At 41.7% G+C, this 7,606-nt stretch carries 6 protein-coding genes; 5 read left to right on the top strand and 1 reads right to left on the bottom strand.

The annotated features are described in order from the left end of the window. Nucleotides 1-40: 40 nt before the first annotated feature. Complete coding sequence (locus J1782_RS06190) at nucleotides 41-1,627, bottom strand: TerC family protein (protein ID WP_152325833.1); 1,587 nt, start codon at nucleotides 1,625-1,627, stop codon at nucleotides 41-43. 463 nt (nucleotides 1,628-2,090) lie between these two features. Here J1782_RS06190 and galU point away from each other — a divergent pair, with 463 nt between their 5' ends. The 5 genes from galU to J1782_RS06215 all read left to right on the top strand — a co-directional run bounded on the left by galU (nucleotide 2,091) and on the right by J1782_RS06215 (nucleotide 7,554). Beyond that, the gene (gene galU, locus J1782_RS06195) at nucleotides 2,091-2,978 is read left to right on the top strand and encodes a UTP--glucose-1-phosphate uridylyltransferase GalU (protein WP_217152665.1); all 888 of its coding nucleotides are present in this window, start codon (nucleotides 2,091-2,093) and stop codon (nucleotides 2,976-2,978) included. 469 nt (nucleotides 2,979-3,447) lie between these two features. Further along, nucleotides 3,448-4,512 carry a dTDP-glucose 4,6-dehydratase gene (gene rfbB, locus J1782_RS06200; RefSeq protein WP_217152666.1) on the top strand — a complete coding sequence of 355 codons (1,065 nt, stop codon included), beginning with the start codon at nucleotides 3,448-3,450 and terminating at the stop codon, nucleotides 4,510-4,512. 17 nt (nucleotides 4,513-4,529) lie between these two features. After that, complete coding sequence (rfbA, locus tag J1782_RS06205; RefSeq protein WP_217152667.1) at nucleotides 4,530-5,399, top strand: glucose-1-phosphate thymidylyltransferase RfbA; 870 nt, start codon at nucleotides 4,530-4,532, stop codon at nucleotides 5,397-5,399. 354 nt (nucleotides 5,400-5,753) lie between these two features. Continuing rightward, nucleotides 5,754-6,674 (top strand): NAD-dependent epimerase/dehydratase family protein, encoded by a 921-nt coding sequence (locus J1782_RS06210; protein ID WP_217152668.1) that lies wholly within the window; start codon nucleotides 5,754-5,756, stop codon nucleotides 6,672-6,674. A gap of 112 nt (nucleotides 6,675-6,786) precedes the next feature. Then, complete coding sequence (locus J1782_RS06215; RefSeq protein ID WP_217152669.1) at nucleotides 6,787-7,554, top strand: ABC transporter permease; 768 nt, start codon at nucleotides 6,787-6,789, stop codon at nucleotides 7,552-7,554. Nucleotides 7,555-7,606 lie beyond the last annotated feature (52 nt).

Consider the following 7,606-nt stretch of genomic DNA (forward strand, 5'->3'; position numbering starts at 1 on the left):
ATGGCACCCCGTTTTTTTGGTCACGCTTACCGCGAAGAAATCAGACTTCGTAATCGTCGGACACCGGCGGATTGAGCGGGGTGATCTTCACTTTTAAAATCCGGTGACTGCTGACTTCCAGTGGTTCGTACAAATAATCGTTAATTTTTATCTGTGCGCCGACCTGCGGAATGCTCTGGGTATATTCCATCAGTAAACCGGCCAGCGTGTGGTATTCGCGCTTATCATCGAGCGGCAGGGGGATGTACATTGCCAGATCCTCGAGCGGCATATAGCCATTCGCAATCCAGCTTCCGTCTTCCTGCTGCTGGATATCGTGGCGTGCATCCGGCAACTCATCAGATTCCGGCAGATTCCCGGCAATGGTTTCCATCACGTCAGTCAGCGTCACGATGCCTTCGACAGAACCAAACTCATCCACGACAAAAGCAAAGTGCGTTTTCGCCTGACGGAACTGTTCAAGCGCCATCAGCAATGAAAGCTGCTCCGGGAAGATCAAGGGTTGGCGGATCAGTGCCTTAAGATCTAACTCATTTTGCAGCAGCTGCTGTTTAAGCAAGTCAACAACATGAACAACACCCAGCGGCTCGTCGGTCGAGCTGTCTTCCGTCACCAGAATGCGCGTGTGCTGATTCTCGGCAATCTGATTTCTCAGGACATCAATGGGGTCATTCAGTTCGAGATTATCGACGTCATGACGCGAGGTCATTACGCTGCTGACCGTGCGCTGCCCCAGCCCCAGAACGCGTTCAATCATGTTGCGTTCCTGCTGGTTGAAAATGGCGTCTTCTTCAGTGCTATCCGCAATCATGCTGGACGAATGGGCATCCAGTTCAGCCTCTTCATGCTTGCCGCGTAAAACGCGCAGAACCGTCTCCGCCGTGCGTTCACGCAAAGAACGACGCGATGACAGGAAGCGTTTGCGGTTAAATTGTGCCAGCTGATTGAGCGCTTCGATGATCACCGAGAAACCGATAGCCGCGTACAAATAGCCTTTAGGAATCGCGTAGCCAAAGCCTTCGGCGACCAGACTGAAGCCGATCATCAGCAGGAAACTCAGACATAAAATAACGATGGTGGGATGCGCGTTCACAAACTTAGTCAGCGGCTTGCTGGCCAGGAGCATCAGCCCGATGGCGATACAGACTGCCGCCATCATAACGGCCAGATGATCCACCATACCAACGGCGGTAATCACCGAGTCGAGGGAAAATACCGCATCGAGCACCACGATCTGCGCCACGACAGGCCAGAATCTGGCACCGCTTTGCTGATGGCTCTGCTCTTCATCTTTACCTTCCAGGCGCTCATTGAGCTCCATGGTGGCTTTAAACAGCAGGAACACGCCGCCGGTCAGCATAATCATGTCTCGGGCGCTGAACGGATGCCCGAGTAAAGTGATGAGAGGGCGGGTGAGGGTCGACAGCCAGGAAATTGACGCCAGTAACAACAGGCGCATCACTAATGCCAGCATTAACCCTGTGACGCGGGCTTTGTCGCGCTGCCGGCGGGGAAGCTTTTCTGCCAAAATGGCGATGAAAATCAGGTTGTCTATCCCTAAGACAATTTCAAGGATTACCAGGGTAGCCAGCCCGGCCCAGATTGACGGATCGGCGATCCATTCCATATTGCTTGTTTCACCTTTAGTTACACGACGATTGTCGCACGTTGAATAATGGGCGTCAGAGGGCGAAATTTCAAATCTAAATCAGCGTGCTACCGCATAGCGTGATGGAAATGAAACAGGTGCGGTTGCTGTGCGGTAAAGTTTAACGGGATGTTTTGGAAAGCAGCAAATTGTGTGCAGAAAATCAGCGAACAGGTTCAACATTCCTAATTTTAAGTCTTTAGCTTACCGTTATGTGCTGCTTGCTGGTATCGTAATGGCATACACAGAATGGTGCTGGAGTCCTAAAGTCAGCAGTATAGTCTCCCTAAACGAAATCACAGGGACTATACTCAGGGAAGAAAATATCGTGCTGGGAAATTAATTTGTTTATACAATTTCAGTTCAGTGAATGCCCTGACATGTTTGGCTCCCCAACTGACTGAATTTACACACCAATAGGTTTCAAGGAGTATCTTCTACAATGTTAAAAGCTGTTATCCCTGTTGCCGGTCTGGGCACACGTATGTTGCCAGCGACGAAAGCCATTCCAAAAGAAATGTTGCCTATCGTCGACAAGCCTTTAATCCAGTACATCGTTAATGAATGTGCGGCGGCGGGCATCAAAGAGATCATTCTCGTCACGCATTCTTCCAAAAATGCCATCGAAAACCACTTCGATACTTCATTCGAACTGGAAAGCATGCTGGAAACCCGCGTTAAGCGTCAGTTGCTGGAAGAAGTGCAGTCAATCTGTCCGAAAGGCGTGACTATCATGAACGTGCGTCAGGGGCAGTCTAAAGGCCTTGGACATGCCGTTCTGTGTGCTAAACCTTTGATTGGTAACTCACCTTTTGCGGTTATCCTTCCAGACGTTCTGATGGATGATTCAACCAGCGATCTGCGTAAAGACAACCTTGCAGCAATGCTTCGCCGTTTCAAAGAGACCGGCAACAGCCAGGTTATGGTTGAAGAAGTGCCTGAAAAAGACGTGTCCAAATACGGTATCGTGAACTGTAATGGTGCGGAAGTTGAGCCGGGCGAAAGTGCGCCAATGACTGCCATCGTTGAAAAACCTGAATTGAAAGATGCGCCATCTAACCTCGCGGTTGTGGGGCGTTATGTTCTTTCCGAAGCTATCTGGCCACTGCTGGCAGTAACGCCATACGGTGCAGGTAATGAAATCCAGTTGACGGATGCCATTGCTATGCTGATGAAAAAACAAACTGTAGAAGCTTTCTCCATGACTGGCCGTTCACACGACTGTGGTGACAAACTCGGTTATATGAAAGCGTTTGTTGAGTATGGCATTCGCCATAACTCACAAGGTGAAGCGTTCAAGGCGTGGTTGAAAGAGTTTTCGATCGAGTAAATTTTTTTTTGCTTAAAAAACACCGATGCGTCGGTGTTTTTTTTTGAAATTTTAGTTAATGGGATCAATTTTCTTAAAAAAATGCAAGTGAGACTAATCTGCTATGGTGCTAACATTAACCTAACTATATTAATAACATAGTGTGAATGTTGGAATATGGCCTGGCTAAAGCTTAGCCGTTATTTAGCGTGCTATTTTAAACAGATAGTAAAGATCAGGTTAAAAAATGACTATTGATTTTTGGATTTAAAACACTGTCGAAAAGGCAGCGGTTCATCAAAGCAGGTATATGATATTATATGCTCATTGAATGCTGTATATACTCATCCTAGATTGAAAGTATCTTCTTGAAAAATATAGATTAATTATATTTTTTAGCGTTTTGCTTCTATTTGAGAACTTATGCTGCAGTTCTTGGCCTGTCAGTTCAGGCACATGAGAATAGTTAATCACTTGAGAACGTTTATAAATGAATATACTGATTACAGGCGGGGCAGGTTTTATCGGTTCTGCCGTCGTCCGTCACATTATTTCGGAAACTACTGATAATGTACTTGTGGTTGATTGCTTAACCTATGCTGGCAATCTTGAGTCATTGAAATCTGTTGAAAATGATTCGCGTTATCACTTTGCCAAAGTGGATATCTGCGACAGACCCTCACTCGACGCATTGTTTTCTGAGTTCAAACCGGATGCAGTTATGCATTTGGCTGCCGAGAGTCATGTTGATCGATCGATCGATGGCCCTGCTGCATTTATCGAAACAAATATTGTTGGTACATATACGCTTCTGGAAGCTGCTCGTCAGTATTGGTCTGGTCTTGAAGAGTCATATAAAAACAATTTTAGATTCCATCATATTTCCACTGATGAAGTCTATGGCGACCTACATGGCACTGATGATCTGTTCACCGAGACGACGTCATACGCTCCTAGCAGTCCGTATTCTGCAACCAAAGCTGCCAGTGATCACCTTGTTCGAGCCTGGAACCGTACTTATGGCTTCCCAACGTTGGTGACGAATTGTTCTAATAACTATGGTCCATATCATTTTCCTGAGAAGCTGATTCCACTGGTTATTTTGAACGCAATTAGCGGGAAGGCGTTACCTGTCTATGGCAATGGCGCACAAGTTCGAGATTGGTTGTTTGTCGAAGATCATGCTCGTGCTTTATATCAGGTAGTAACTAAGGGTGTTGTTGGGGAAACTTACAACATTGGTGGTCATAATGAGAGAAAGAACCTTGATGTTGTAAAAACTATCTGTGCGATTTTAGATCAGCTAGTGGATGCTAAACCAGCCGGGATTACTCATTTTAACGAATTGATCACTTATGTTACTGACCGACCTGGTCATGATATGCGCTATGCCATTGATGCCAGCAAAATTGAACGTGAACTAGGCTGGAAACCGTTAGAGACATTTGAAAGTGGGATTTTAAAAACGGTCAAATGGTATCTGGGAAATGAGAACTGGTGGCGTAGGGTTCAGGATGGATCATATGCGGGTGAACGTCTTGGTTTAAAAGACTAAAAATAGGATTTCCGTAAATGAAAGGTATAGTTTTAGCTGGAGGTGCGGGCACACGTTTGCATCCCATCACTCTTGGGATATCGAAACAGTTACTACCTGTCTATGATAAGCCTATGATTTATTACCCTCTTTCAGTTTTAATGTTAGCAGGAATTAATGATATTTTGCTGATTTCTACTCCAGATGATCTGCCGTCGTTTAAGCGATTGCTGGGAGATGGTTCTCAATTCGGTATTAAGCTTCAATATGCTGAACAACCCTCACCTGATGGCTTAGCTCAAGCCTTCATTATTGGAGAAGAATTTATTAACGGAGAACGTTGCGCTTTAGTTCTCGGTGACAATATTTATTTTGGGCAAGGTTTTGGGAAAAAATTGGAAGACGTTGCTTCCCGGGATGAAGGTGCAACTGTCTTTGGCTATCAGGTGCTTGATCCAGAACGTTTTGGAGTTGTGCATTTTGACGAGAATTTCAACGCATTATCCATAGAAGAGAAACCTGCTAAGCCCAAATCTCAGTGGGCAGTAACCGGGCTCTACTTTTATGATAGCGATATCGTTGAAATGGCAAAGCAAGTTAAACCTTCGGAACGAGGTGAGTTAGAAATCACCACCTTGAATGAGATGTATCTCAAAAAAGGAAAGTTAAAGGTTGAATTGTTGGGCCGTGGATTTGCATGGTTAGATACAGGTACACATGACAGCTTGATTGAAGCATCACAATTTATTCATACGATTGAAAAGCGACAAGGCTTTAAAGTCGCATGCCTTGAAGAAATTGCATACAGAAAGGGTTGGTTAAATCGTGATCAAGTAGAGGTTCAGGCAAAGTCGATGGAGAAGACTCCGTACGGACAGTACCTTAAAAAGTTGCTTATAGAAGACTAATTCAACAAATTTTATATCTTAATTTGAGTTGCTCGGGTGTGTATGTACATGAGCAACTCTGAATAACTAGTAGTTATTAGTAATGTATTAACGTGTAAGACACGGATTTTTCGATAGTTCACAAGCGGCTTTAGTGACAATTCAGTACATTGGTAGCTGTTAAGCCAAGGGCGGTAGCGTGATATTTTTTATTGCCAAAAAGACAATAATCCAAACCGTTAAACGTCAAGAATTTAATTGAGGCTAATGTGGTTTAATGTATGTTTAATAATAGAATGCCTATATATAATCTTTAGTCAAAAAATAAAATAAAATAAATGTTGATTAATGATTGCAAGCTTCAAGAGGAAAAAAATGAATACTATTCTTATTTTGGGTGGTTCAGGGTTTATAGGAGCTAATCTGAGTGAATACTTTAGCCAGAAAGACATAAAAATAATTAATTTCAGTAGGTCTCCAACTAAAATTAAACATGAAAACATCATTAATGTTTGCGGTGATTGTAAGGATATAACTGCCCTGAATAGTATCTTTGAAACCTATAAGATTGATGTGGTCATACACTCACTTACAAGTTTTACTGTCATGGATACTATTGATTCGTGTCAGGGTCTACTCTCCACGAATCTTTCCGCTTTCATTGATCTGGTTAACTTAGCTAAAAAACATAATGTCAATAAATTAGTTTATATTTCTTCTGGGGGGGCGATATATGGTATCGCTGATGCACCTATAAAAGAAACGCATGAGATATCGCCAGTTAGTTTCTATGGATGGATGAAAGAAGCATGTGAGCGATATCTAGAATTTGCTGCAAGATTAGAACCTAAATTTAATTATCTTATTCTTCGACCAGCGAACGTTTACGGAAAATATCAAAAAATAGAAAGAATTATCGGTGTTGCATTATTTAATGCAATTCAAGGTAATCCTATGAATATCTATGGAGATATTCATACTCAAAAGGATTACATACATATCGACGATTTTTGCGAGATCACAGAAAAATTAATTAAATCTTCAAAATGGAACGAAGTTTACAATATTGGCTCTGGGGTTGGTACGAGTACGAAAGATATTTTGAAATATGCACAATTAATAGTAGGTAAAAGTCTTTCAATTAAGTATTTTGATCAAAAGACAGGAGACGTTTCGTACAATATACTTGATATTGATAAGATGAAAAATGACATCAATAAGTATGAATTTATCTCCGTTGAAACAGGAATGCGAGATATGTACGATTATGTCTGCAAAATCACACACTCAGACTAAAGTAAACCGCTTTATATAACTATATTTTTAGCTGTCGGAATTTCACTAATGTTTTAGCCGCGTGCTTTTTGTGAAATAAATATTAATGCGTCACTATCAATCAGAGATTTGTATGAAGTACAGCCTGGGTTATTTATTTGATTTAGCAACTGTAATCACCGAAAAAGAGCTTAAAGTACGCTATAAGAGTAGTTTTTTTGGGTATCTATGGTCCATAGCAAATCCACTCTTATTTGCGATGATTTATTATTTTATATTTAAGTTAATTATGAGGGTGCAGATACCAAATTATACGGTATTTATTATTACAGGCCTCTTTCCATGGCAATGGTTCGCTAGTTCAACGTCAAACTCATTATTTTCATTCCTGGCGAATGCTCAAATTATAAAAAAAACGGTCTTTCCACGCTCAGTGATACCAATGAGCAATGTACTAATGGAATGCCTGCACTTTCTTTGCACAATCCCCGTTATTATTGTCTTTCTCTATATATATAATATGTATCCTTCATGGGAGTGGATATGGGGGATCCCTCTGATAGGTTTTGCTCAGATTTTATTAATGCTAGGTGTTGCATTGACTTTATCAACCCTCAATCTTTTCTTCCGTGATCTAGAAAGATTCATCACTCTTGGTATTATGTTACTTTTCTACTGTACCCCGATTCTTTATTCGGGAGATATGATACCTGAACAGTATCGCTGGTTAATTGATTATAATCCTTTAGCTAACATGATACTTAGCTGGAGGGATTTATTCATGAACAATACTGTTAACTATAATGATATTGCGAAATTATATGGCTACGGAATAATTTCAATTTTAATTGGTAGCGCCATATTTAATAAATTGAAATATCGTTTTGCAGAGATTTTATAATGAATACTGTTATTGAATTTGATAATGTCACAAAGAGATATCCACTCTATCA

The organism is Rahnella sp. BCC 1045, from assembly GCF_019049615.1.
GTDB lineage: Bacteria > Pseudomonadota > Gammaproteobacteria > Enterobacterales > Enterobacteriaceae > Rahnella > Rahnella contaminans.